Raw genomic sequence first — 23,839 nt, 5'->3', positions numbered from 1 at the left:
GGGTCGTCGTCTGCTGCCGAAGGTCACGGTCGGCGAGCATGACTTTCGGCAGGTGTCCGCGCGCGGGCGTACTTCTAGACTCGGCGAATGGGCAAGGAACGCCTCGAAGTGGCGGTAGCGACGGCGGGCCTGGCGATCTACCTCGTCATCGGGCTGCCGATCATCGTCGTCGCGGTCTCGGGAGACGCGGCGGAGCCGGTCACGCGTGGCCCGTTCTGGCTGTGGCTGGTGTGTTATGCCGGGTTCCTCGTCGCGTTCGCGGCGACGGCGGTCACGGGTGAGCGCGGACACCGGGGCGGAGCCGCCGGGGGTGCCCTGCTCACCATGGTGTGCGGCGCCGGTGTCGTGCTGCTGTCCGGGGATCGTGGGGTGACGCCGATCCTGCTCGTGTTCGCCGCCGCGATCGCGGCGCAGTACGTCTCGGCGCGGATGGCCGTGGGGATCGTCGCGGGCAACACCGTGGTCGTGGCCGCCGCGGGACTGTGGCACGGGACCGGCGCACTCGACCTGCTGCTGACCACCTGCCTGTACGGCGTGCTGCAGGTGCTGTACCTGTTCACGACCTGGGCAGCGCAGCGTGAGCAGGAGGCCAACGAACGCCTCGCCGTCGCCCACGCCGAGCTGCGCAGCGCCACCGCGTTGCTCGCCGAGTCGAGCCAGTCCCAGGAGCGGCTGCGTATCGCGCGCGAGCTGCACGACCTGCTGGGGCACAAGCTCTCCGCGCTGGCACTGCAGCTGGAGACCGCGTCGCACCGCGTGACCGGGCCCGCGGGCGAGGACGTGGAGCGGGCGCGGTTGCTGGCGAAGGAACTGCTCACCGACGTCCGGTCGACGGTGGGGGAACTGCGGTCACGCCCGCCGGAACTGCGCGCGGCGTTGGAGACCGTCGTCCGCGAACTGCCGCGCCCCCGCGGTCACCTGACGGTCGCCGAGGACATCGAGGTGGACGAGCAGCGGATCACCGTGCTCGTCCGCTGCACACAGGAGATCGTCACCAACGCCATCCGCCACTCCGACGCGGACAACCTGTGGCTCGACGTACGCGCCCGCCCCGGCGGCGGCGTGCTGCTCCGCGCCCGTGACGACGGGCGCGGCACCTCCGCGTTGCGGCTCGGCCACGGGCTCACCGGACTGACCGAACGGGCCGAGGAACTCGGAGGCTCGGTGACGTTCGACGGCCTCGACGGCTTCGCCGTCGAGGTCGACCTGCCGTCCTCGGCGGTGCCGGTGGCCGCCTCGTGATCGGGGTCTGCGTCGTCGACGACCAGACGCTCGTCCGGCAGGGCATCCGCAGCCTGCTGGGCCTCGCCGACGACGTCGCGGTCGTGGCCGAGGCGAGTGACGGCGACGAGGCCCTCGACGTGCTCGTCCGCGAACCTCCCGACGTACTGCTGCTCGACCTGCGTATGCCCCGGCGTGACGGCATCGCCACGCTCGAAGCGATGCGACGGCACGGGATCGACGTTCCCGCGCTGATCCTGACGACCTTCGACGACGACGAACTCGTGCTGAAGGCACTCCGCGCGGGAGCACGCGGCTACCTGCTGAAGGACGTCACGCTCGACCGGCTCGTGCACGCGATCCGCACCCTGGCCAGCGGCGGCTCGCTGGTGCAGCCCGCGCTCACCGAACGGCTCGTCCGCGCCGTCGAGGCCTCGGGCGAGGTCCCCGACTTCGCCGACCTGCCCGCCCCCGAACCACTGACCGAACGGGAACTGGAGATCCTGCGGCTGCTCGCGGGCGGTTTCAACAACCGCGAGATCGCCGACGCCGCCGGGCTCGCCGAGGGGACCGTGAAGAACCACGTGTCGAACGTGCTGATGAAGCTCTACGTCCGCGACCGCACCCGCGCCGTCCTCCGAGCCCTCGACCTCGGCCTGCTCACCGGCGGTGACGGCTGACGGTCCGGAACCCGCAGCCGGGCCGGGTGGTGCAGATCGGGCCGTGCACGCCGGGCGAAGCCGGTACGGACGGCCGCCGCGGCGGTAGCGGCACCGGCACGCGCCGGCCCGTTGTCACAGGCCTTCGAGCCGGCGGGCGAGTTCGGACGTGCCGGTGCCCGGTTCGACCTTCGTGGTGGGCACGAACCCGCCTCCGGCGTCGCCGGACCCGCTTCCCGCGTCATCGCCCGTGGAATCGGCGGTGTCCGGCCCGTCGCCCGGCGTCCGGGAGGCGTTCGGGGCCACAGGGGTCACCGGAGCGCCGGTGAACGTCATGTCCGGTGGCGCGTCCGCGGTGTCGACCGGCTGGGCTCCCTGCGTGGCCAGCGGCTGGGTTCGCGCGGTCTCCGACAGTGCCGGCGCCGGGTCGCCCGGCCGCGCGTTCTGGGGAGCGGTGTTCTGGGTCGCGGCGTTCCCGGCAGCGGGGCCGGCGGTCCCGGCAGGCGACTCCGCGGCGGCCGCCGCGGCCTCCCGCTGGTTCAGCGGCACGGTCGGCGACGGCCGGGAGAGGTGACTCTCGTCGTTGCGCTCGATCACCGACGCGGGCACCTTGGCCGTGGCGTCGGGGTCCTGTTCGGCGGCGCTGCGGACGACCGAGGACGGGATGACCTGAGTGTCGGACGAGTCCATCGGCGACTGCATGTTGTCCGGCGTCACCACGCCCGAGCGCCGCTGCGCCCGAGCCAGTACGGCGTCCGCTCGATCGCGGGGGTCCATGCCCTCGCCCTCCCCGATGGTCGACCAGGCCCTCTCGGTGAAAGGGCCGCCGGATTCTGCCACTAGGGTAGGCCCTCCGGTTCGATACCGTCAGCGTTTCCCCCGGTTTGTCGCCGGCTGGCACGAGAAAGGGTAGGTGCAGGCTCGAATGGGGTCCTCGTCCGGAGGCGGTGCGGTCGACGCCGTGGTGCTCGTCGGCGGCAAAGGCACCAGGTTGCGCCCGCTGACCCTCTCCGCGCCGAAGCCGATGCTGCCGACGGCGGGTGTGCCGTTCCTGTCGCACCTGCTCTCACGGATCCGCGCGGCGGGGATCACACATGTGGTTCTCGGCACGTCGTACCAGGCCGAGGTGTTCGAGGAGCACTTCGGTGACGGCGGCGCGCTCGGCCTGGACCTCGAATACGTCGTCGAGGACGAACCGCTCGACACCGGCGGGGCGATCCGCAACGTCCACGAGCGGCTGCGCGGCGACGACGTCGTGATCTTCAACGGTGACATCCTGTCCGGGACCGACATCGGCGCGCTCGTCGGCACGCACCGCGACGCGGGCGCCGACGTCACTCTGCACCTGCAGCGCGTCGCCGACCCGAGCCGGTTCGGCTCCGTTCCCACCGACGCCGACGGCCGGGTGAAGGCATTCCTCGAGAAGACAACGAATCCGCCGACGGACCAGGTCAACGCCGGGTGCTACGTGTTCCGGCGCGAGATCGTCGGCGGGATCCCGGCGGGCAGGCGGGTGTCGGTCGAGCGGGAGACGTTCCCCGGGCTGCTCGAGGCGGGCGCCCACGTGCACGGGTTCGTCGACGATTCGTACTGGCTCGACGTCGGCACCCCCGAGACGTTCGTGCAGGGAAGCGCCGACCTCGTGCGCGGTGTCGCGCCGACGTCGGCACTGGCGGGGCCGACGGGGGAGTCGCTCCGGCTCGCGGGCGCGTCCGTGGCGGCCGACGCGGAGGTCACGGGCGGGTCCACGCTCGGTGCGGATTCCGTCGTGGGCACCGGTGCGCGGGTCGAGGGGTCTGTCCTGTTCGACGGCGCCGTGGTCGAGGCGGGAGCGGTGGTGGAGCGGTCCGTGCTGGGCGCGGGTTCCCGCGTGGGCGAGGGTGCGGTGTTGCGCGGTGTCGCCGTCGGCGACGGTGCGGGCGTCGGCGCGGGCTGTGAACTCCTCGACGGCGCGCGCGTGTGGCCGAAGATGGACCTGCCACCCGGTGCGATCCGGTTCTCCAGCGATGCGTGAACGCCGGTGGCGGCCCGAATTCGACGTCGACCTCGACGCCGTGCTGGCGCCGCTGCGGCGCGGACATGCCGACCCGTGTTTCCGGCGTGACGGCGGAGTTTGGCTGACGGCGAACACCGCGGGCGGTCCCGCGACGCTGCGCCTGTCGCGATCCGATGTGGACATAGTCGGCATCGCGTGGGGTGACGGTGCCGAGACGGTCCTTGACGGACTGCCCGCCTTGCTGGGCGCCGACGACGATGACTCCGGTTTCGTGTCCCATCACGACGCGGTCGCGCGGGCGCGGCGGGCACTTCCGCGGCTGCGACTGGGTGCGACGCGGCGGGTGTGGGACGTGCTAGTGCCCGCGGTGCTGGAGCAGAAGGTGACCGGATACGAGGCGCGCCGGTCGTGGCGTGAGCTGTGCCGCCGGTTCGGGGATCCCGCTCCGGGGCCTGCGCCGGACGGTATGCGCGTACCGCCGACGCCTGCAGCTGTTTTGTCCATTGTGGATTGGAATTGGCACCGGTCCGGTGTGGATTCGGCGCGCAGGAGGGCGCTGCGTGCTGCGGCGACCGTCGCGGGGCGTCTGGAAGAGGCCGTGTCACTGGGCGGTGCGGAGGGCCGGCGCCTGTTGCGGACCGTGCCGGGTATCGGCGTCTGGACGGCCGCAGAGGTGGCGCAGCGGGCGTGGGGCGACGCCGACGCGGTCAGCTTCGGCGACTTCCACATCCCTGCGGTCGTCGGCCACGCCCTGCTCGGCCGCGAACTCGACGATGCCGGTATGCACGAGGTCCTCGCCCCGTACGCCCCGCATCGCCACCGCGTGGTGCGCTACCTCGAAGCGGCGGGGCACACGCGCCCGCGTTACGGCCCCCGTTATCCGATCCGCGACTATCGAGCCATCTGACGCGCGTGTCCTGCACCCAGCACCGCGTGTCCTGCGTTCAGTACCGCATGTCCTGCGTTCAGACTGCCCGTGGTGCCCCGCCCGTCGCCAGGCTGCCGGCCCCTCATCGACGCGTGCCCGCGCGATGTGCCCAACGGTCCGTGTTGTCTTCTCCAGGGGCCGTGTTGCGTTTCCCGGGGCACGGACTGTCCTCCATGCCTGCACTGGGCCGCGATGGCGGCGGGCATCGCGGATCGCGTGTGGGATGTCGGCGACGACATCATGACCTCGGCGCGCTCCTTGCATCGGTTCCGGAACAGCACGGGCCCGCGTTCTCGGCGGCACTCGAGACGCGGGCGGAGTACCTTGCATCCCGCCCGCGGCCGGACGTATCCCTCGCGTATTCGGCCGCAGAACACGTGTGCCTGAATGCAGAACACGTGTGCCTGAATGCAGGACACGGGCGTCTGAGTGCAGAACACGCGGGTCCGAATGCAGGACACGCGGGAGAGCGTCAGGCGAAGGCGTCCAGGAGTTGCCGCTGGGCCGTGGTGAGGTAGTCGTCCAGGGCGTGGGCGGCGGCGTCGAGGTCGCCGTCGGCCAGCAGGCGAGCGATGCGGCGGTTCAGCTCGATGTACGGCTCGTGGAACCTGCGCAGCGCCGACGTCGCGTGGAAAGCCAATCGCAGTTCCGCCGTCAGCTGCTGCATGATCTCGTCGGCCCGCGGGCTGCCGGCGAGCGCCGTGATCGCCTGGTGGAAGCGCATGTTCGCGGTGCCCACGTCCAGCCAGCGCTCCTCGGCGGCGGCCTCCTCGGCCGCCGTGATCGCCGAGGTGATCGCCGCCAACCGCTCCTGCGGGATGTCCGATGCCGCTCTGATCGCTCCCGTCTCCAGTAGGCGGCGGGTGCGGTACAGGTCGGTCACGTCGTCGGCGTCCAGCACGCGGACGAACACGCCGCGGTGAAATTCGTGCACCAGGAGCCGTTCGTGCACCAGCAGCCGGAACGCCTCGCGCAGTGTGTTCCGTGACACCCCGAGTGCCTTGCCCGCGCTGTGCTCGGACAGTCGGGTGCCCGGGCGCAGCCGCCCGTCGATGATCCACTGCCGTAGCGCATCGGCGACCCGCTCGGCCGTGCTGGTTCGGTCGAGCACCGAGCGGTTATCCGCGAGCAGGTCGGACCAGGGGTCGGGGTCGGCCTGGTCGGGTGTGCTGGGGCTGCCCATCGGCGGGTGTCGACCTCCGTGTGTCGGGACCACGAAGTGTACCAATCAAATTGCCCCCTTGTCGGATTGTTGAACAACTCGCTACCGTTTTGCGAAACCCCTCGACCCCGGGAGACCGATATGGCCGACCACGTGGGCAGCGGCGAAGACCGCAACAACGTCGGCGACAACGACGACAACGGCGACCGCGACGACGGCACCACCAGCGGGAACAGCGCCGGCACCGACGAGCAGACAGGAGCCGGCGCGCCGGCCGGAACGGACGCGAAGACCGGCAAGGGCGCGCTGGCAGGCGCCACTTCGCGTGGCGCACTGGCCGGTGCGATCTTCTTGATGGCCACGAGCGCCATCGGGCCCGGCTTCATCACCCAGACCACCGAGTTCACCGCGCAGCTCGGCGCAGCGTTCGCGTTCGCGATCCTCATCTCGATCGTCGTCGACATCGCGGTGCAGCTGAACGTCTGGCGCGTCATCGGCGTCTCCGGGCTGCGCGCGCAGGAGCTCGGCAACAAGGTGCTGCCCGGCATCGGCTATCTGATGGCTGCGCTCGTCGTGGTCGGCGGGCTCGTGTTCAACATCGGCAACGTCGCGGGCACCTCGCTCGGGCTCGACGCGCTGTTCGGGCTCGACGTGAAGATCGGCGGGACGATTTCCGCGGTCATCGCGATCGCCATCTTCGCGAGCAAACGCGCGGGCGTCGCGATGGACCGGCTCGTCGTCGTGCTCGGCTTCGTGATGATCGCGCTGACGACGTACGTCGCGGTCGTCTCGTCCCCGCCCGTGGGCGAGGCCATGACGCAGGCGGTCGTGCCCGACACGATCGACGTCCTGGTGATCACCACCTTGATCGGAGGGACCGTCGGCGGCTACATCACGTATGCGGGCGCCCACCGGCTCATCGACTCGGGCGTCAGCGGCCCCGACGAGGTCGCGCGCGTGTCCCGCAGTTCCGTGACGGCGTTGCTGGTCACGGGTGTCATGCGGGTGGTGCTGTTCCTGGCGATCCTCGGTGTCGTCGCCGGAGGCGCGACGCTGGCGGGCGGAAACCCGACCGCGGAGGCGTTCGGCCACGCGGCGGGTGAGGTCGGCATGCGCCTGTTCGGCATGGTGCTGTGGGCGGCCGGCATCACGTCGGTCATCGGGGCGTCCTACACGTCGGTATCGTTCCTCGTGTCGTTCTCGCCTGCGTTGAAGCGGCGGCAGAATTGGCTCGTCGCCGGGTTCATCGTCGTCTCGGCGGTGGGCTTCGTCCTGCTCGACCAGGCACCGACGACGCTGCTGATCCTCGCGGGCGCGCTCAACGGGTTGATCCTGCCCGTCGGGTTCGGCGTGGTGATGTGGGTCGCGGGGCGGCGCAGCGATCTGCTCGGCGGCTACCGGTATCCACGCTGGCTGCTGGTCATCGGTGTGGCGGCCTGGCTGTTGACGTTGTATCTCGGGTGGCATTCGCTCAGCGGCATCGCGGACCTGTGGAGCTGACGCGACCGGGCGCCGGGCTGGAGGAGCCGATGGACACGACCACGCTGCGGGTGCTGCCGTGCGGGGACACGGCGCTGCTCGTCGAGGCGGCCGGACTCGACGACGTCCTGGCACTGCACGCGGCGCTCGACGCCGACCGGCCCGCCGGTGTCGTCGACCTCGTCCCGGCGGCCCGGACGTTGCTGTTGCGGTTCGATCCCGGCCGCACCGACGCCGCCGCCGTGGAACGGGCCGTACGAGAGGCGAAACCCGTTGCGGTGGCGCGGTCCGACGGCGAGCTGCTGGAGATTCCCGTCGTCTACGACGGTCCCGACCTCGCCGACGTCGCCCACCACACCGGACTGTCCGAACGCGACGTGATCGCCGAACACACCGGACACGACTGGACGGTCGCCTTCGGCGGGTTCGCACCCGGCTTCGGCTACCTGACCGGCGGGTCGCCGAGGCTCGAGGTGCCGCGCCGCGCCGAGTCACGCACCCGCGTGCCCACCGGATCCGTCGCGCTGGCCGGCACGTTCAGCGGCGTCTACCCGCGCTCCTCACCCGGCGGGTGGCAGCTCATCGGCCACACCGACCTCGTGACCTGGGACGTCGACCGCGACCCGCCGGCACTGCTGCGGCCCGGCGTGCGCGTGCGGTTCGTGGCGGTCGAACCCGGACAGCCCGCGGACTTGCGAACGGCTCGGACGGCAGGAGGTGACGCGTGACGGGTCTCGACGTCCTCGCCCCCGGTCCACTGGCGACGGTGCAGGATCTGGGCAGGCCGGGAAACGCGGGCATCGGCGTCGGTGTCTCGGGCGCCGCCGACCGCGGATCGCTGCGGCTGGCGAACCGGCTCGTCGGCAACGACGAGGACGCGGCCTGCGTCGAAGTCACCTTCGGCGGATTCGCCGCCAGAGCGCAGGGGCCGCTGACGGTCGCGGTGACGGGGGCGCCGTGCCCGGTCACCGTGGCGGGCCGCGGCGCGGCGCCGGACAGCGTGCTGCGCGTACCCGCAGGGGCGGAGATCCGCCTCGGTGCGCCCCCGCGTGGCCTGCGCAGCTACCTCGCCGTGCGCGGGGGACTGGCCCCGGCGGCCGTGCTCGGATCGCGGTCGACCGACCTGCTGTCCGGCCTCGGCCCGCAGCTGCTGCGCGAAGGCGACGTGCTGCCCGTCGGACCCGCGCCCGCGCGGTTCCCCGTCGTCGACGGTGCCCCGGGACGTCCGATCGCGGAGGCCGAAGCGACGCTGCGGGTCGTCACCGGCCCGCGCGACGACTGGTTCACCTCCCGTGCCTTGCAGACGTTGCTGACCGAGCCCTACACCGTGACGTCGGAATGCGACCGGGTCGGCGCGCGGCTCGACGGTCCCGAACTGGCGCGCGCGGGCGTGGGCGAACTGCCGAGCGAAGGCATGGTGCCGGGCGCATTGCAGGTGCCGCCCTCGGGGAAGCCGACCCTGTTTCTCGCCGACCATCCCGTCACCGGTGGTTATCCGGTGATCGCCGTGGTCGTCGCCTCCGATGTGGACGCCGCGGCCCAGCTGCGGCCCGGGACGCGGGTGCGATTCGTCCGGGCCCGCACATCGCACCCCGCCACACCGCGATCAGGCGCCGTGTGGCCGTCCGCGAACCGGTCTGCACCGTCGAGCTCAGGGAGGCCGTCATGACCGCATCACGCACCCCGGACGCGTTCACCGATCCGCGCGAGGCACGGGGCGCCTACCGTGACGGCCTGCGGACGCCAACGGCCGGTCACTGTCCGGGATGGACACAGGCGAACCTGATCTCGCTGCCGCAGCCGATCGCCGAGGACTTCCACCGCTTCGCCACGCGCAACCCGCAGGCGTGCCCGGTCCTCGGGGTCACCGAGCCCGGCGAGGTGTCGCTGCCGATCTTCGACGGTGACCTGCGCCGCGACCTGCCCGCCTACCGGGTGTACGAACACGGCGAGCTCGTCGGCGAACGCACCGACGTCGTCGACCTGTGGCGCACCGATCTCGTCACGTTCCTCATCGGCTGCAGCTTCACGTTCGAAGCCGCGCTGCTGGAGACCGGTGTGCCCGTACGGCACATCGAGGACGGCGGCAACGTGCCGATGTACACCACGTCGGTGGCGTGCCGCCCGGCAGGTCGTATGGCGGGGCCGCTGGTGGTGTCGATGCGCCCGATCCCGGCAGGCCTGGTCGAGCGGGCTGTCCGGGTGACGGCGCGTTACCCGCGGGTGCACGGTGCGCCCGTCCACGTCGGACAGCCCGGGCTCATCGGGATCGACGACCTCGCGCGGCCCGATTTCGGCGATCCGGTGCGCATCGAACCCGGCGAGGTGCCCGTGTTCTGGGCCTGCGGGGTGACCCCGCAGGCGGCGGTGATGCGTTCGAAGCCGCCGTTGGCGATCGGCCACGCGCCCGGGCACATGGCGATCACCGACGCCCGCGACACGGACTACCTCGTCGGCGGCTGACCCGCCGGACGCCGCTCCGGCGGCGCGGCCGGGCTCGGGAATCCGCAACCCGCAACCCGGTCCCCGGGAACCGCAACACGAGCTCCGGAAAGCGCAACCCGGTCCCCGGGAACCGCAACCCGGTCCCCGCAACCCGGTCCCCGCAACCCGCAACCCGGTCCCCGGGAACCGCAACACGAGCTCCGGAAAGCGCAACACGACGGTTGCCGCCTACGGGTCACCCGCGACTTGTTCGCGGCTGCCTCGTCGGGGTGGGCGACGGGTGGGAACAACCCGGGGTTCCGGGGGAGGACAAGAGCGTCAGTGGGAGCGGATGGCGGCGGTGACGATGGCGATGGCCTCGTCGTCGCTCAACCCGAGCTTGTGTGCCGTGTCGGCGTACCGCCGGGCGGCATCGCGGGCGCGGATCCGCGTGCGGTCACCGGTGGCGGCGACGAACGTGCCCGAACGGCCCTTGGTCTCGATCAGGCCCGCTTCTTCGAGTTCGCGGTAGGCGCGGGCGATCGTGTTCGCGGCGATGCCGACCTCGGCGGCGAGGCTGCGCACGGTGGGCAGTTTCGTGCCGACGGCGAGCGCGCCGTCGTTGATCTTCGTGGCGATCTCGGTGCGCACCTGTTCGTACGGCGGCACCTTGGACTCCGGGTCGACGCCGACCAGCGGCTCCGTCTCGCTCATCGCCGGAAACCCTCGCATGCCCTGGTTGACGCGGGCAAACTCGTCACGTCCTGTCGAGCGCGGCGGCCACGAGCTCGGTGAGGTCCTCGGTGCCGGGCGGCAGCGCGCGCACCGGCCACCAGCGCAGGTCGTCGGACTCGTCGCTGGCCACCGGCTCGGCGCCCGCGGGTGCACGCACGAGGAACTGCACGTCGAAATGCCGTGTGGGTACGCCGAGTGAGCAGGTGATCGGGTGGACGTCGAGCCGCAGCGGGTCGTCCTCGATCGTCAGCCCGGACATGCCCGATTCCTCGGTCGCCTCCCGCAGCGCCGCCGCGGTCAGCGACGGGTCCTCGGGTTCACAGTGCCCGCCGAGCTGCAGCCATCGGCCGACCCGCGGATGCAACGTCAGCAGGACGTGCTCGCCTGCGGCGTCCAGCACGATCGCCGACGCCGTCAGGTGGCCCGCTTCGCACGAGCGCGCACACGCGTCCGGGCGTGCGGCGAGAAGGCCGAGGTAGGCCTGCCGCAGCGATTCCTGGGCGGCCGTGTCGGGTTTCCAGGTGTCCAGTGTGGACGTCGCGGCGGTGTGCAGGGCGTCCATTCACAGCTCCAGGTATCCGTCGTCGAGATCACGGGGTGGGCGCGGGGCGAGCGGTTCGGGCGGATGTCCGACGGCGACGGCGCCCAGCGGCCGCCACGACGGGTCGATCCCGAGGCTCGTGTGGACGACGTCGGCGGCGAAGATGGTCGAACCGATCCAGCACGAGCCGAGTCCCTCGGCGGCCAGCGCGACCAGCAGGGCCTGTACGGCCGCGCCGCCCGCGACCGTGAACATCGTGTTCTCGCAGGCGCCCCGCCGCTCGTCGGGATACGTGTGGGCGCCGTCCGGCACGAGGAAGGGAACGATCACCTCGGGCGCTTCGAAGAGGATGTCCCCGCGCTGCAGGCGTTTCTCGATCTGTTCGTCGGTGAAGCCGTCCGCCGTCAGGTCGCTGCGCCACGCCTCGCGCATCGCTTCGAGCAGTTTCGTCCGCGTGCCCGTCTCGCGCAGCCGGACGAACCGCACCGGGCGGGTGTGGTGCGGTGCGGGCGCCGTGAGTGCCGCGCCGACGGCACGCCGCAGCGCCTCGGGGTCCACGGTGTCGCCGGTGAACTCGCGCACCGACCGCCGTGTCAGCACCGCTTCCCGCCTGCCCTGGGCGATCGCCTCGTTGGTGCCGAGCCGGAACAGGTCGTAGTCGGCGGGCCGCACCAGGTCGCGTGCCGTCGACTGCTCGTCGCCGACCTCCAGGCCGCGCACCACCGCGACCGGTAGTCCGCCGAGCTTGCCCTTGACCAGGTCGGCGGCCGAGGCGATCTCGTCGGCCACGGCGATCTCGGTGACCGCTAGCTCGTTGCCGTGGTCGTCGACCTCGCCCTCGTAGGCGTGCAGGACGCGCAGCCCGGAGGCACCGATCGTCTCGTCGGTCTGGCCGTTGCGCCATGCCCGGCCCATCGTGTCGGTGATGAGCACGGCGACCTCGACCCCGAGACGCTCGCGCAGGCCGCGTCGCAGTGCGAGCGCCGAGGCGTCCGGGTCGTAGGGCAGGAGCGCGATCTCGTCGAGGTTCACGTTGGACGCGTCGACGCCCGCGGCGGCCTGCACGATCCCGTTGCGGTTCTGGGTGATGAGTGTCCGCCCGATCCGCGCCAGGACGCGTTCGGACTCGGCGTCGATCAGCTCGCGCCGGGCGGCGTCGCGCTCGTCCGGATCGGACGGCACCCTGACCAGCCTGCCCTCCGCCTTGGACACGATCTTGCTCGTGACCACCACGACGTCGCCCGAGCGCAGCCAGGGCGCGGCGGCGGCGATCGCACCCGTGAGGTCGTCGCCGGGGCGGAACTCCGGCAGTCCCTCGACGGGCAGGATCTCGACGCGCCCGCCCGCGTGGTCAGTCAAAATGCACCCCGGCCAGTTCGAGCGCGTCTCGCGCCATCTGCGCTGTGGCGTCCACATCGGACATCATGATCGGCACCGCGCGCACCGCGACGCCCGGCACGTCGACCCGCTCGCCCGAGTGCACCAGCCAGCCGTCGAGCAGGCCCTCGTCGGAGGTCTGCCGCGAGCCGTAGTGCGCACCCACGGCCTCGGCGGAGGTCTCCACCCCGATCGCGGACAGGCACGCGTCGCCCATGCCGCGCAGCACCTTCCCGCCGATGATCGGGGACACGCCGACCACACCCGCCTCGGTCTTGCGCAGTGCCTCACGGATGCCGGGCACGGCCAGCACCGACCCGATCGACACCACGGGGTTGGACGGCGCGAACAACACCGCGTCCGCCTCGGCGATCGCCTCGAGCACCCCCGGCGCCGGAGCGGCCTCCTCCGCGCCGACCGGCACGATCGAATGCGCCGGCGGCTCGGCCCGGTGCCGCACCCACCACTCCTGGAAGTGGATGGCCTTCCGCTTCGTCGCGTCCTCGGGGTCGTCGATGACGATGTGCGTCTCCACCCGGTCGTCCGACATCGGCAGCAGCCGCACGCCGGGCTGCCAACGGGCGCACAGCGCCTCGGTGACCGCCGACAGCGGATAGCCCGCGCGGATCATCCGCGAGCGCACCAGGTGTGTGGCGATGTCCTTGTCGCCGAGCGAGAACCACGTCGGATCCGCGTTGTAGGCCTCCAGCTCGGCCTTCACCGACCACGTCTCGTCGGCGTGACCCCAGCCACGCTCGGTGTCGACACCACCACCGAGCGTGTACATGCACGTGTCGAGGTCGGGGCAGATCCGCAGCCCGTGCATCCACACGTCGTCGCCGGTGTTCACCAGCGCCGTGACCTCGTGTTCCGACCCCGCGTCCGGTTCTCCCGTCGGCGGCAGCCCCAGCGCGGCTTTGACCCCCAGCAGGAAGCGGGCACCGCCCACTCCGCCGACCACGACCACGACCTTCACGACCCTGCCTCTTTCGTCGCCTGTGCCTGACCCCTCGTCTTCCCTACAGCGCTCGATCCTCGCACGGCACCCAGTAGCGATATCGGTGGTGTTCGCGGAAACCGAGCCGGTCGTAGAGGGCCAGCGCGCCGGCGTTGTCGGCGGCGACCTGGAGCACGCACGCGGAGGCGCCGTGGCGCCCGCCCCAGGTGCCGATCGCGGCCATCAGTGCCCGCGCCAGGCCCCGCCTGCGGTGCTCAGGGCGCACGGCGAGGCGCGCGACGAGCAGCAGCCCGTCGGCGACGGCTCCTCGCACGGCCGCGCGGGCTCCGTCGGGACCGTGCACCAGCCCGTAGCCGACCGCGTCGCCGCCGGTGAGGACGGCCCGTTCGGCGTCGGTGGGCCCGGACCTGCCGATCGTCAGCTCCCACCAGCCGGGCAGCGGCTCGGCGAGTACCTCGACGCGGTGGTCCGCGGGCTCCGCGTCCGGCCTGGCCTCGGTGGTCGGCGGTCGCCCGGTGCCGCGGGGGTCGCCGCCCCGGGGGTCGCCGCCCCGCGGGACGGCCGGGCCGAGCAGCACCGCGACGTCATTGCCCGCGGCGTGGTCCTCGCACGGTCGCCACCCGAACCGAGGCAGGTCACGTTCCACGGGCGAGTTCTGCACGGCCTGCAACATCGGAGGGATGGCATGCTGGTGGGCGAAGTCACACACTGAGGCCAGTGCGTCGGGCAGGGGCAGGCCGGGATCGTCGACGGCGAGGGCGCTGTTGGCACGGCCGGTGAAACCGCCGGCAGCCCGCAGTCGCCACTCGCCGAGCGGCTCGTCGACCTGGGCCGGCCACGCGTCGGCACAGGCCCGTTCGATGCGCATTGCACTGATCACACCGACATGGGTACCGCGCACGGGCGAGAGGAGAGGCATGAATATCTCGCGCAGGGACGACCGTCACAACGCCGACCTCGCGAAGGAGATCTCCGACAGCTTCAACCGCGCCATCGGGCAGCGCAGGACCGACGACCCCGAGACCGGCGAGAACCCGGACGACACGGAGAGTGCCGGCGCCGAAACCCAGGAGCAGCCGTCACCACAGTTCGTGATCACCGGTGACCGCCGCGATACCGGACGTAAGCGACGCTCGTGAGCGTTGTTCGTCACGTCGTCGTTGTCGCCCGGATAAGGGTGGCCTGGCCGTAGGATGCCTGCCGACACCACGTAATGTCCGAAGGTGGCCGCCATGATGCGGACCGGCCGAGGCTGCTAAAGGAACACAGCAACAGCAGGAGAACGCAGTGACCTACGTTATCGCCGAGCCGTGCGTCGACTTGCTCGACAAGGCATGCATCGACGAATGCCCCGTCGACTGCATCTACGAGGGCGACCGGATGCTCTACATCCACCCCGACGAGTGCGTCGATTGCGGTGCCTGCGAGCCGGTGTGCCCCGTGGAAGCGATCTACTACGAGGACGACGTCCCCGACGAGTGGGCCAGCTACACCAAGGCGAACGTGGACTTCTTCGACGAGCTCGGTTCGCCGGGAGGGGCGTCCAAGGTCGGCAAGACCTCGCACGACCCGCAGTGGATCAAGGACCTGCCGCCGCAGTCGCACGAATGACCCGGCTCCAGCTGCCCGGCTTCCCCTGGGACTCGCTGGCCGGACACACCGCACGGGCGAAAGCGCACCCGGACGGCATCGTCGACCTGTCGGTCGGCACACCGGTCGACCCGGTGCCCGGTGCCGTGCGGGACGCGCTCGCGTCCGTGTCGGACCTGCCCGGCTATCCGACCACGCACGGCACGCCGGAGCTGCGGGAAGCGGCCGTCGCGGCGCTGAGCCGCAGGCACGGCGTCACCGGTGTGGAGCCGGACTCGGTGTTGCCCACGATCGGTTCGAAGGAACTGGTCGCATGGCTGCCGACGCTGCTGGGAGCGGCCGCGGGCGACGTCGTCGTCATCCCGGAACTCGCGTACCCGACGTACGAGGTCGGGGCGCTGATCGCCGGTGCGGCCGCCCGCCGCGCCGACAGCCTGACCGCGCTCGGGCCCGAAACGCCCGCGATGGTCTGGCTGAACTCCCCGTCGAACCCGACCGGCCGCGTGCTGGGCGTCGATCACCTGCGCAAGGTCGTCGACTGGGCCCGTGAACGCGGTGTCGTCGTGGTCTCCGACGAGTGCTACCTCGCGCTCGGCTGGGACGCCGAGCCCGTGTCGATCCTGCACCCCGACGTGTGCGGCGGCAGCCACGAGGGGCTGCTCGCGGTGCACTCGCTGTCGAAGTCGGCCAACCTCGCGAGCTACCGCGCCGGCTTCGTCACCGGAGACCCCGCGTTGGTCGCCGACCTGCTGGCCGTCCGCAAACACGCGGGCATGATCGTGCCGCGGCCCGTGCAGGAGGCCATGCGCGTGGCGCTCGCCGACGACGCGCTGCTGGACCGGCAGCGCGAGCTGTACCTCTCCCGGCGTGAGCTGCTGCGCGAGGCACTGACCGGTGCGGGCTTCCGCATCGACCACTCCGAAGCGGGGCTGTACCTCTGGGCCACGCGGGGCGAATCGGCCGACGACACGGTCGCGTGGCTCGCCGAGCGCGGCATCCTCGTCGCTCCCGGCACGTTCTACGGCCCCGGCGGCGGTTCACACGTGCGGGTCGCCCTGACCGCCACCGACGAACGCGTCGCCACCGCCGCGAAACGCCTCTCGGAGTAGTCCGCCGTACCGGCTGCGGCCGGGTAGCGCGCACCTGTCGCGCCCGCCCCTGTTGCGCCCCCCCCGGGCCCCGTGTTGCGCTTTCCGGTGACCGTGTTGTCGTTTCCGGGGACACGCGCGGAAACGACAACGCCGCCGGGCTCGCAAGCCCGGCGGCGTCCTCGTTCGCGGTTCCGGTCAGTCGTTGGCGTGCAGAGCCTCGTTGAGTTCGATGCCCGTGCCGTTGCGCGGCACCACTTCGACGGCGCCGGTGGCCGAGTTGCGGCGGAACAGCACGTTCGAGATGCCCGACAGCTCGCCTGCCTTCACGGCCTTGCCGTCGACGAGCACCTTCGTGCCCGCCGTGACGTACAGGCCCGCTTCCACCACCGAGTCGTCCCCGAGCGAGATGCCCACGCCGCCGTTGGCGCCCAGCAGGCAGCGCTCACCGATGGAGATGACCTCCTTGCCACCGCCGGACAGCGTGCCCATGATCGACGCGCCGCCGCCGACGTCGGAGCCGTCGCCCACGACGACACCCGCCGAGATGCGGCCCTCGACCATCGACGCACCGAGCGTGCCGGCGTTGAAGTTCACGAAGCCCTCGTGCATCACGGTCGTGCCGCTGGCGAGGTGCGCGCCGAGGCGCACACGGTCGGCGTCACCGATCCGCACGCCGCTCGGCGTCACGTAGTCGACCATGCGCGGGAACTTGTCGACGCTGTACACGGTCACCGGGCCACGTGCGCGCAAGCGCATGCGCGTCGCCTCGAAGCCCTCCACCGGGCACGGCCCGTGATTGGTCCACACCACATTGGACAGGAAGCCGAACTGCCCGTCCAGGCTCACCCCGTGCGGCCGCACGAGCCGGTGGGAGAGCAGGTGCAGGCGCAGGTAGACGTCGTGCCCGTCGACGGGGGCCGTCGCGAGGTTCGCCGCCGTGGTGCGCACGGCCACGACTTCGACGCCCCGGGCGTCGTCCGTGCCCAACAGCGAGGCGACCTCGGGGCCGAGCGACTCCGCGGCCTCCTCGGTCGACAGCCGTACCGTGCCGGACTCGGCGGCGGGTTCGGTCAGCCGCGGGTGCGGGAACCACGTGTCCAGCACCGTGCCGGACGCCGTGACGGTGGCCAGGCCGACGCCGCTCGCGCCGGTCGTTTCGGGATCAGGGGTCTGCTCACTCACGCCGTAACGGTAACCCGCACGTCAGCCGCCCTGCCCGGACACCTCGGGCAGGCTCTGCATCTCGGACTGCACGTCTCCGAGGGCGCTGGCGATGTCCTGCAACGTCTGCGTGCACGCCTCGTCGTCGGTGCTGCCGCCCGCGCTGCGCCCGCACTGCGCGCTGTTGTACGTCGACAGGGCCTCGTCGAGGGTCTTCGCGGCCTCGGTCAGCCCCGCGTGGTCTTCGCGGCCGTGCTCGCCCCGCGCGACGTCCCGCGCCGAGCCGGCGATGCTGCCCAGCTGGGTGACGTACTTCTCGCACGCCGTCGGTTCGATGTCGGCGGGCGAGCGGTAGCAGACGTCCTCGGTCAGCGCCCGCACCTTCGTCGCCAGGGCCGCGGGCCCGGGATCCTCGCCGCCGCCTCCGCTCGGCATCGGACCGGCCTCGCGGGAACACGCCGATGCCAGCACCACGAGTACGCCTGCCACGGCCACGAGCAATGTCCGGATACGCACGTGTTCACCGTACGCATCTCCCGCATGTGACCGCCGCCACCCGTGCCGTCGCTTCCGCCGGTCGCCCACGGCCGCCACGCCGTCGGCGACGTACGCCGCACGACTAGTGTGCTCACCATGGCCACGCTCGATCTGCACGCCGACCCCGTCGACCTGACCGCCGCTCTGGTGGACATCCCGTCCGAATCCACCCACGAGCAGACGATCGCGGACGCGGTCGAGGCGGCGCTGCGCAGTCAGGCGCCGCACCTCGAGGTCGTCCGGAACGGCGATGCAGTGTTGGCCAGGACGAACCTGGGCAGGCCGTCCCGGGTCGTGCTGGCGGGCCACCTGGACACGGTGCCCGAGAACGCGAACCTGCCCAGCCGCCGCAGCGACGACGGCACGACCATGTACGGCCTCGGCACGGTCGACATGAAGGGCGGCGACGCGGTGTTCCTGCACCTGGCTGCGACGCTCACCGAACCGGAGCGCGACATCACGTTCGTCTTCTACGACTGCGAGGAGATCGACGCCAGCCGCAACGGCCTCGGCCGCATCCAGCGGGAGGCGCCCGAGTGGCTGCGCGGAGACCTCGCGATCGTGGGGGAGCCGTCGAACGCGTCGATCGAGGCGGGTTGCCAGGGCACGATGCGGGTCGACGTGACGACCTCGGGCGAGCGGGCGCACACCGCGCGTGCCTGGATGGGCGTCAACGCCATTCACGCGCTCGGCGAACCGCTGCGCAGGCTCGAACGGTACGAACCGCGGGTGGTCGACATCGACGGGCTGACCTATCGCGAGGGTCTGCAGGCCGTGCGGGTCGGCGGCGGCGTGGCGGGCAACGTCGTGCCGGACGCCGCGGTGCTGGGCGTCAACCACCGGTTCGCCCCGGACCGCACCACCGAGGAGGCCGAAGCGCACCTGCGCGAGGTGTTCGAGGGCTACGAGGTGACGGTCGTCGACGTCTCACCGAGCGCGCGGCCCGGGCTGTCGGAGCCGGCGGCGAAGGAACTCGTCGCGGCGGCCGGCGGCACGGCGACCGCCAAGCTCGGCTGGACCGACGTCGCCCGGTTCTCCGCACTCGGCATGCCCGCGGTCAACTTCGGCCCCGGCGACCCGACGTTCGCGCACACACAGGCCGAACAGGTCGCCGTCGCCGACATCACACGGCACGCCGACGTGCTGCGGCGGTTCCTCACCGGCGGCTGACGAGCGGCTCGCCCGAACACCAGCGCACCCGCGGCGCCTCGTAGGCTTTGAGGGGTGACCGACGTCGTGAACAACCCCGGTGACCCGGGCGAGAACGAATACCCGTCCGAAGCGTTCCGCGGGCCGATCGTGCTGCGCCGCGAGCAGAAGACCGGCCCTGGTTCGACCACCGACCAGCGCCTGCTCGACTCGCGCGGGCCGAGCGACTGGGTGCACACCGACCCGTGGCGGGTGCTGCGGATCCAGGCGGAGTTCGTCGAGGGTTTCGGCGCGCTCGCCGAGGTGCCGCGGGCCGTGACCGTGTTCGGCTCGGCGCGCACGGACCGCGAATCCCCCGAGTACGCCGCGGGCGTGGAGATCGGTGCGCAACTGGCCCGTTGCGGGTTCGCCGCGATCACCGGTGGCGGTCCGGGTGCGATGGAAGCCGTCAATCGGGGCGCCTCCGAGGCCGGCGGGCTGTCGATCGGTCTCGGCATCGAGCTGCCGTTCGAGCAGGGCCTGAATCCGTGGGTCGACCTGGGCGTGAACTTCCGGTACTTCTTCGCCCGCAAGACGATGTTCATCAAGTACTCGCAGGCGTTCATCTGCCTGCCGGGTGGGTTCGGCACGCTGGACGAGCTGTTCGAAGCGCTGACGCTCGTGCAGACGAAGAAGGTGACCAAGTTCCCCGTGGTGCTGTTCGGTACCGAGTACTGGGGCGGGCTGTACAACTGGATCCGCGACACGGTGCTCGACAACGGGAAGATCGGCGAGCACGACGCCGACCTGCTGTACCTCACCGACGACGTCGACGACGCGGTGAAGGTCGTGCAGGAGTCGTACCAGGCTTGGGAGGACACGCACTAGTGCTGAGGCGGATCTGCGTCTTCTGTGGCTCGTCGGCGGGCGGCGACCCGGTGTACACCGAGGTGGCGGCCTCGATCGGGAAGTTGCTGGCCGGCCGGGACATCGGCGTCGTCTACGGCGGCGGTGACGTCGGCCTGATGGGCACGGTGGCCGACGCGGCGCTCGAGGCGGGCGGCGAGGTGATCGGTGTGATCCCGGAGCACCTCGTGCGGGCCGAGGTGGCCCACCGCGGCGTCACCGAGCTGAGGATCGTCGAGGACATGCACGAGCGGAAGGCCACGATGGCCTCGCTGTCGGACGCGTTCCTCGCGCTGCCCGGCGGCATCGGCACGCTCGAGGAGCTGTTCGAGATCTGGACCTGGGCCCAGCTCGGCCTGCACACGAAGCCGGTCGGCATCGTCGACGTGGCCGGGTACTACGCCAAGCTCGGCGAATTCGTCGACCACATGGTGGATTCCGGATTCCTGGGCACCTCGAGTCGCGAGCTGGTGCGGCTCGACTCCGACCCGGAGAAGCTGCTCGAGGCGTTCTCGCGGCACGAAGCCGTCGTGGTCGACAAGTGGGACGGCTGAGTCGGCGGTTCTCCCGTCGGATTCCCGCGGCGTGCGGTCCACGAATCCTGCTCGGCGCATCGCAGTGATTGTTCGACAGCGCCGAATTCGGTGACAATGTCCGTTGTGGCCATCCGCGGTTCGTCCGTTGTCCGTCCCTTGTAGACAACTGGAACGGGATGAGGTCGCGTCACAGCGGCATTGTCCGTGGTGAGCTCGATCATCGCGATGGTAGGGAACCGGTCCTGCGATCCCCCGGTTTCACGGGCGAAGATCGAGTCTCACGGGCGAACATCGATTCGCCGGTCGAGTTATTGGGTGTCGACACGGTTTCCGGTTCTGCAAACCCTGAGTCGACCGCCGCGCGACGGCGCCGTCGCCCGGCGGTCGAGTGCAGGACACGCGGTGCTGAGCGCAGGACACGCGGTGCTGAGTGCAGGACACACGGTGCCGAGTGCAGGACACGCGGTGTCGCTCAGGCGGCGTCGCCCTCGGGGCGCTTGTGATAGGCGTCGACGTACTCCTGGCCGGACAGTTCGAGGATCGCGTACATGACCTCGTCGGTGACGGCACGCCGGATCGGCGGCGACGCGGCGAGGCCGTCGTAGCGCGAGAAGTCGAGTGGTTCGCCGAACCGCACCGTGACGTTCGCGAGGCGGGGGATCTTCTTGCCGACCGGCAACAGGCCCTCGGTGCCGGACAGCGCGACCGGCACCACGGGCGCGCGGGTGGCGAGCGCCAGCGCGGCCACGCCGGTGTGCCCGCGGTGCAGCTTGCCGTCCAGCGAGCGCGTGCCCTCCGGGTAGATACCGAACGCACCGCCCGAGTCGAGCACCTTCTGCGCCGCGCCCAGTGCCGCGAGCCCCGCTGCCGCGTTGCCGCGCTCGACCGGCACGTACCCCAGTGCCGAAAGGAACGCCGCGCGTAGCCGGTCCTTCGGGCTCGCGCCCTGGAAGTACTCGGCCTTACCGAGGAAGGCCACGGGCCGCGGCGCGACGAACGGGATCACGGCCGTGTCGATCGCCGAGCGGTGGTTGGACGCGAAGATCACCGGCCCGTCGGAGGGCACGTTCTCGGTGCCGCGGACGTCCGGTCGCCACAGCATCCTGGCCAGAGGGGCGACTCCGCGGCGGATCAGCAGGTGCAGCACCCCTCAAGCATCGCACGACGCGGCAAGGCGACGTGAGGTCCGCGCGCGCAATGGAGGCCTGTGCCACGATCGGCGTGTGACCACCGCGCTCATCTATCTGCTCGTCATGTTGCTCGTGGCGGCGGTCGTGTTCCTGCTCGCGGCGCTCGTGTTCGGCCGCGGTGAGCAGCTCGCACCGCTGGCGCAGGGGGCTTCGCCGACGAGGCTGCCCGCCGAGGACATCACCGGCGACGACGTGGCGGCGGTGAAGTTCCAGCTCACCGCCCGCGGCTACAAGATGTCCGAGGTGGACTGGGTGATCGCACGGCTCGGCGGTGAGATCGACGGCCTGCGCGCGCGGATCGCCGACCTGGAGACCGAACTCGACGCGCGGGCCGCCCGTGGCGAACGCTCCGGCAGCCCCGAACGCTCCAGCGGCCCCGAACGCTCCGGCGGCCCCGAACATCAGGGGGCCGCCGAGGATCCCGGCTCCGCGGGGCAGGACATGAACAGGGCATCGCGGTGACGGCGGGCGAGACCGAACTGCCCGCGGCCGGCGTCGAGGAGCTGACCGGTCCCGACGGCGTGGCCCGCTGTGCGTGGGGCAACACCGCGTCCGACTACGCCGAGTACCACGACACGGAATGGGGCGTCCCGCTGCGCGGCGAGACGGCGCTGTTCGAACGGCTGTCGCTGGAGGCGTTCCAGTCCGGCCTGTCGTGGCTGACGATCCTGCGCAAGCGGGAGGCGTTCCGCAGCGCGTTCGCCGGGTTCGACCCCGGTGCCGTGGCGGCGTTCACCGACGACGACGTCGCGCGGCTGCTCGCCGACGCGCGCATCGTCCGCAACCGCGCGAAGGTCCACGCCACGATCGGCAACGCCCGCGCGATCGCCGAGTTGGACACCCCGCTGGACGACCTGCTGTGGTCGTTCGCACCGGACCGCCACGACCGCCCGGCGTCGATGGCCGACGTGCCCGCGGTGACGCCCGAGTCGACGGCGATGGCCAAGACGCTGAAGAAGCGCGGGTTCACGTTCGTCGGGCCGACGACCTGCTACGCGATGATGCAGGCCACAGGCATGGTCGACGACCACGTCGCCGGCTGCCACCGCGCGGTGTGACCCGTGGCCGGCGCCACGTCGGAACCGGCACGTCGACACCCGGCCACCGACCCGGAGCCCGCAACACGGGCCCCGGAACCCGCAACACGGCGGGTGGGTACCGGGCGCCCCGTTTCGCAGGAATCCGGGGCGCCCGGCCGGTGAGTGGGCCTCGGGTGTCGACCCCGGCTACTTCCCGGTGAACACCGGCTTGCGCTTGTTGACGAACGCGTCGACGGCCTCGGCGTGGTCGGCGGTGCTGCCGAGCACGGTCTGCGCCGCGTCCTCGGCAGCCAGCGCATCGGCGAGCGTGCCCTCGGCCGCCGTGGCCAGCGTCGACTTGATCTTCGAGTAGGCCACCGTCGGACCCGCCGCCAGTTTCAGGGCGACCTCGTGGACCCGGCTGGCCAGTTCGTCGTCGGCGACGACCTCGCCGACCATGCCGATGCGCAACGCCTCCGTGGAGTCGACCTTGCGCGCGAGCATCATCAGCTCCATCGCGCGGCCGTACCCGACGAGGCGCTGCAGCGTCCACGACGCGCCGCTGTCGGGTCCGAGCCCGACGCCCGCGAACGCCATGAGGAAGCTCGCCGACCCGGCCGCGATTCGCAGATCCGACGCGTACGCCAGCGCGGCGCCCGCGCCCGCGGCCGACCCGTTCACCCCGGCGATCACGGGCTTGGCCATGCCGGTGATCGCCTCGATGAGCGGGTTGTAGTGCTCGGCCACCGTGCGCAGCGGTGCGTCGTCGCCGGACCGCAGCAGGCCGACGTGCTCCTTCAGATCCTGGCCTGCGCAGAACGCCTTACCCGCCCCGGTGAGCACGACCGCGCGAACCCCGTCGTCGGCCGCCGCCTCACGCAGCGCGGTCAGCAGGCGCTCCTTCAGCTCGACCGTCAGCGCGTTGTACGCCTCGGGACGATTGAGTGTCAGCGTCCGCACCCCGGCGGGGTCCCCACTGTCGGTCACCTGCAGGACGTCGTCTGTCGTCACGGGAAAGCCCTCCGAATCGTTGTCTCGGCCGCGAGTCTGTCAGTCCTGTGAAGCGCATACCAGCGCCTATGCTCCGGCGCTAAGATCGGTCCGGCGTTCGCCGCCAACGGCCGATGGGGGACAATGGTGGGTGAGGTGCTTGACCCGGCTTATGACACGAACGCGAGCCGGGTGCTGGCTGAAGATGGAG

26 protein-coding genes and 1 pseudogene are annotated in these 23,839 nt (G+C 71.6%); 16 read left to right on the top strand and 11 right to left on the bottom strand.

The annotated features are described in order from the left end of the window. The first annotated feature begins 87 nt into the window (after nucleotides 1-87). Together FB384_RS04020 and FB384_RS04015 are read left to right on the top strand one after the other, a co-directional pair. Entirely contained in the window at nucleotides 88-1,242 is a 1,155-nt protein-coding gene (locus FB384_RS04020; RefSeq protein WP_183779254.1) for a sensor histidine kinase, read from the top strand. Then, nucleotides 1,239-1,901, top strand: coding sequence for a response regulator (locus FB384_RS04015; RefSeq protein ID WP_183779252.1), 663 nt, complete (start codon nucleotides 1,239-1,241; stop codon nucleotides 1,899-1,901). The genes FB384_RS04020 and FB384_RS04015 overlap by 4 nt, the downstream gene beginning before the upstream one ends. 114 nt (nucleotides 1,902-2,015) lie before the next feature. Here FB384_RS04015 and FB384_RS27440 read toward each other — a convergent pair whose 3' ends face one another. Beyond that, the gene (locus tag FB384_RS27440) at nucleotides 2,016-2,657 is read right to left on the bottom strand and encodes a hypothetical protein (RefSeq protein WP_407676060.1); all 642 of its coding nucleotides are present in this window, start codon (nucleotides 2,655-2,657) and stop codon (nucleotides 2,016-2,018) included. A gap of 148 nt (nucleotides 2,658-2,805) precedes the next feature. Between FB384_RS27440 and manB the strand changes: the two genes are divergently transcribed. Further along, entirely contained in the window at nucleotides 2,806-3,894 is a 1,089-nt protein-coding gene (gene manB / locus FB384_RS04005) for a mannose-1-phosphate guanylyltransferase (RefSeq protein ID WP_183779250.1), read from the top strand. Then, complete coding sequence (locus FB384_RS04000; protein WP_183779249.1) at nucleotides 3,887-4,783, top strand: DNA-3-methyladenine glycosylase family protein; 897 nt, start codon at nucleotides 3,887-3,889, stop codon at nucleotides 4,781-4,783. Before manB ends, FB384_RS04000 begins: the two co-directional genes overlap by 8 nt. Before the next feature lie 493 nt (nucleotides 4,784-5,276). Here FB384_RS04000 and FB384_RS03995 read toward each other — a convergent pair whose 3' ends face one another. After that, complete coding sequence (locus FB384_RS03995) at nucleotides 5,277-5,987, bottom strand: GntR family transcriptional regulator (RefSeq protein WP_183779247.1); 711 nt, start codon at nucleotides 5,985-5,987, stop codon at nucleotides 5,277-5,279. Nucleotides 5,988-6,107: 120 nt separating this feature from the next. On the opposite strand from FB384_RS03995, the gene FB384_RS03990 reads away from it, so the two are divergent. The 4 genes from FB384_RS03990 to FB384_RS03975 are packed head-to-tail and all read left to right on the top strand — an operon-like array spanning nucleotide 6,108 to nucleotide 9,908. Further along, nucleotides 6,108-7,466, top strand: a complete 1,359-nt coding sequence (locus FB384_RS03990; RefSeq protein WP_228725957.1) for an NRAMP family divalent metal transporter — start codon at nucleotides 6,108-6,110, stop codon at nucleotides 7,464-7,466. Nucleotides 7,467-7,510: 44 nt separating this feature from the next. After that, nucleotides 7,511-8,173 carry a 5-oxoprolinase subunit PxpB gene (gene pxpB, locus FB384_RS03985; protein WP_183784930.1) on the top strand — a complete coding sequence of 221 codons (663 nt, stop codon included), beginning with the start codon at nucleotides 7,511-7,513 and terminating at the stop codon, nucleotides 8,171-8,173. Then, complete coding sequence (locus tag FB384_RS03980) at nucleotides 8,170-9,114, top strand: 5-oxoprolinase subunit C family protein (RefSeq protein ID WP_183779245.1); 945 nt, start codon at nucleotides 8,170-8,172, stop codon at nucleotides 9,112-9,114. Before pxpB ends, FB384_RS03980 begins: the two co-directional genes overlap by 4 nt. After that, nucleotides 9,111-9,908, top strand: coding sequence for a putative hydro-lyase (locus FB384_RS03975; RefSeq protein ID WP_183779243.1), 798 nt, complete (start codon nucleotides 9,111-9,113; stop codon nucleotides 9,906-9,908). The genes FB384_RS03980 and FB384_RS03975 overlap by 4 nt, the downstream gene beginning before the upstream one ends. A gap of 300 nt (nucleotides 9,909-10,208) precedes the next feature. On the opposite strand, the gene FB384_RS03970 is transcribed toward FB384_RS03975, so the two are convergent. The 5 genes from FB384_RS03970 to FB384_RS03950 are packed head-to-tail and all read right to left on the bottom strand — an operon-like array spanning nucleotide 10,209 to nucleotide 14,360. After that, complete coding sequence (locus FB384_RS03970; RefSeq protein ID WP_183779241.1) at nucleotides 10,209-10,583, bottom strand: GntR family transcriptional regulator; 375 nt, start codon at nucleotides 10,581-10,583, stop codon at nucleotides 10,209-10,211. A 43-nt stretch (nucleotides 10,584-10,626) separates the two neighbouring features. Further along, nucleotides 10,627-11,166, bottom strand: coding sequence for an NUDIX hydrolase (locus FB384_RS03965; protein WP_183779239.1), 540 nt, complete (start codon nucleotides 11,164-11,166; stop codon nucleotides 10,627-10,629). Then, nucleotides 11,167-12,504 carry a coenzyme F420-0:L-glutamate ligase gene (locus tag FB384_RS03960; RefSeq protein ID WP_183779237.1) on the bottom strand — a complete coding sequence of 446 codons (1,338 nt, stop codon included), beginning with the start codon at nucleotides 12,502-12,504 and terminating at the stop codon, nucleotides 11,167-11,169. Continuing rightward, entirely contained in the window at nucleotides 12,497-13,498 is a 1,002-nt protein-coding gene (cofD, locus tag FB384_RS03955; RefSeq protein WP_183779235.1) for a 2-phospho-L-lactate transferase, read from the bottom strand. The genes FB384_RS03960 and cofD overlap by 8 nt, the downstream gene beginning before the upstream one ends. A 43-nt stretch (nucleotides 13,499-13,541) precedes the next feature. After that, nucleotides 13,542-14,360 (bottom strand): GNAT family N-acetyltransferase, encoded by an 819-nt coding sequence (locus tag FB384_RS03950; protein ID WP_183779233.1) that lies wholly within the window; start codon nucleotides 14,358-14,360, stop codon nucleotides 13,542-13,544. A gap of 37 nt (nucleotides 14,361-14,397) precedes the next feature. Here FB384_RS03950 and FB384_RS03945 point away from each other — a divergent pair, with 37 nt between their 5' ends. The 3 genes from FB384_RS03945 (at nucleotide 14,398) to dapC (ending at nucleotide 16,179) form a co-directional block, all read left to right on the top strand. Continuing rightward, nucleotides 14,398-14,619: a hypothetical protein gene (locus tag FB384_RS03945; protein WP_183779231.1), complete on the top strand. Its 222-nt coding sequence runs from the start codon at nucleotides 14,398-14,400 to the stop codon at nucleotides 14,617-14,619. 148 nt (nucleotides 14,620-14,767) lie between these two features. Further along, nucleotides 14,768-15,091, top strand: coding sequence for a ferredoxin (fdxA, locus tag FB384_RS03940; RefSeq protein ID WP_183779230.1), 324 nt, complete (start codon nucleotides 14,768-14,770; stop codon nucleotides 15,089-15,091). Beyond that, nucleotides 15,088-16,179 (top strand): succinyldiaminopimelate transaminase, encoded by a 1,092-nt coding sequence (dapC, locus tag FB384_RS03935; RefSeq protein ID WP_183779228.1) that lies wholly within the window; start codon nucleotides 15,088-15,090, stop codon nucleotides 16,177-16,179. Before fdxA ends, dapC begins: the two co-directional genes overlap by 4 nt. Before the next feature lie 177 nt (nucleotides 16,180-16,356). Here the strand turns inward: dapC and dapD are convergent, their stop codons facing one another. Further along, on the bottom strand, nucleotides 16,357-17,343 hold the full coding sequence (dapD, locus tag FB384_RS03930) for a 2,3,4,5-tetrahydropyridine-2,6-dicarboxylate N-succinyltransferase (RefSeq protein ID WP_183779226.1): 987 nt from the start codon (nucleotides 17,341-17,343) through the stop codon (nucleotides 16,357-16,359). Nucleotides 17,344-17,364: 21 nt separating this feature from the next. Next, nucleotides 17,365-17,838, bottom strand: coding sequence for a hypothetical protein (locus tag FB384_RS03925; RefSeq protein ID WP_183779224.1), 474 nt, complete (start codon nucleotides 17,836-17,838; stop codon nucleotides 17,365-17,367). 117 nt (nucleotides 17,839-17,955) lie between these two features. Between FB384_RS03925 and dapE the strand changes: the two genes are divergently transcribed. The 3 genes from dapE to FB384_RS03910 are packed head-to-tail and all read left to right on the top strand — an operon-like array spanning nucleotide 17,956 to nucleotide 20,447. Beyond that, complete coding sequence (dapE, locus tag FB384_RS03920) at nucleotides 17,956-19,029, top strand: succinyl-diaminopimelate desuccinylase (RefSeq protein WP_183779222.1); 1,074 nt, start codon at nucleotides 17,956-17,958, stop codon at nucleotides 19,027-19,029. A gap of 54 nt (nucleotides 19,030-19,083) precedes the next feature. Next, the gene (locus FB384_RS03915; RefSeq protein WP_183779220.1) at nucleotides 19,084-19,875 is read left to right on the top strand and encodes an LOG family protein; all 792 of its coding nucleotides are present in this window, start codon (nucleotides 19,084-19,086) and stop codon (nucleotides 19,873-19,875) included. A gap of 2 nt (nucleotides 19,876-19,877) precedes the next feature. Beyond that, nucleotides 19,878-20,447 (top strand): LOG family protein, encoded by a 570-nt coding sequence (locus FB384_RS03910; protein WP_183784928.1) that lies wholly within the window; start codon nucleotides 19,878-19,880, stop codon nucleotides 20,445-20,447. A gap of 454 nt (nucleotides 20,448-20,901) precedes the next feature. On the opposite strand, the gene FB384_RS03905 is transcribed toward FB384_RS03910, so the two are convergent. After that, nucleotides 20,902-21,576, bottom strand: a complete 675-nt coding sequence (locus FB384_RS03905; RefSeq protein ID WP_183779219.1) for a lysophospholipid acyltransferase family protein — start codon at nucleotides 21,574-21,576, stop codon at nucleotides 20,902-20,904. Between the two features lie 76 nt (nucleotides 21,577-21,652). On the opposite strand from FB384_RS03905, the pseudogene FB384_RS26710 reads away from it, so the two are divergent. After that, a pseudogene (locus tag FB384_RS26710) lies at nucleotides 21,653-21,964 on the top strand (DivIVA domain-containing protein); the annotation flags it as partial. A 113-nt stretch (nucleotides 21,965-22,077) separates the two neighbouring features. Continuing rightward, the gene (locus tag FB384_RS03895; protein ID WP_308216712.1) at nucleotides 22,078-22,677 is read left to right on the top strand and encodes a DNA-3-methyladenine glycosylase I; all 600 of its coding nucleotides are present in this window, start codon (nucleotides 22,078-22,080) and stop codon (nucleotides 22,675-22,677) included. 168 nt (nucleotides 22,678-22,845) lie between these two features. Here FB384_RS03895 and FB384_RS03890 read toward each other — a convergent pair whose 3' ends face one another. Then, on the bottom strand, nucleotides 22,846-23,649 hold the full coding sequence (locus FB384_RS03890; protein WP_183779215.1) for an enoyl-CoA hydratase-related protein: 804 nt from the start codon (nucleotides 23,647-23,649) through the stop codon (nucleotides 22,846-22,848). Nucleotides 23,650-23,839 lie beyond the last annotated feature (190 nt).

Origin of the sequence: Prauserella sediminis, from assembly GCF_014195435.1 — a bacterium.
GTDB lineage: Bacteria > Actinomycetota > Actinomycetes > Mycobacteriales > Pseudonocardiaceae > Prauserella > Prauserella salsuginis.
Note: the sequence above shows the minus strand (reverse complement) of the source record. Positions and strands in the feature narration are given on the sequence as shown.